This window comes from Marinicella gelatinilytica (assembly GCF_026410405.1).
Lineage (GTDB): Bacteria > Pseudomonadota > Gammaproteobacteria > Xanthomonadales > Marinicellaceae > Marinicella > Marinicella gelatinilytica.
Genome location: NZ_JAPMLN010000037.1, coordinates 1 through 379, shown reverse-complemented (window position 1 = coordinate 379; position 379 = coordinate 1). Strand labels below are relative to the sequence as shown.

General features: G+C 42.7%; 1 tRNA gene. It reads left to right on the top strand.

The annotated features are described in order from the left end of the window. Positions 1-62: 62 nt before the first annotated feature. Positions 63-139, top strand: a tRNA-Ile gene (locus OS173_RS13240). Positions 140-379: the final 240 nt, after the last annotated feature.

Below are 379 nucleotides of genomic sequence, written 5' to 3'. Positions count from 1 at the left end.
ACTGTATGTGACCAACCGAACGACAAGCGCAACGCAGTAAACAGGCAAAAGACCAAGTAAATGGGTCTGTAGCTCAGTTGGTTAGAGCGCACCCCTGATAAGGGTGAGGTCGCTGGTTCAACTCCAGCCAGACCCACCAATTCTTCACTGTGCGGCGTCAGCGAATTACTTGCCTATAACACAATAGGCTTCGCAATCCGCTTCTTTGCTCAGTAGAGAATTACACTGGAAGCTTTACGAAGAATTTTTCTCAAACATGGTGAATGTTTGACAAGGATTTTTCAGGCGAAAGTCTGAAGGCAAGTATGCTTTATACAGAGTAATTTAACAATTTGGAATATGAGTCTGATGATAATCATGATGAGTGATTATTATCTAC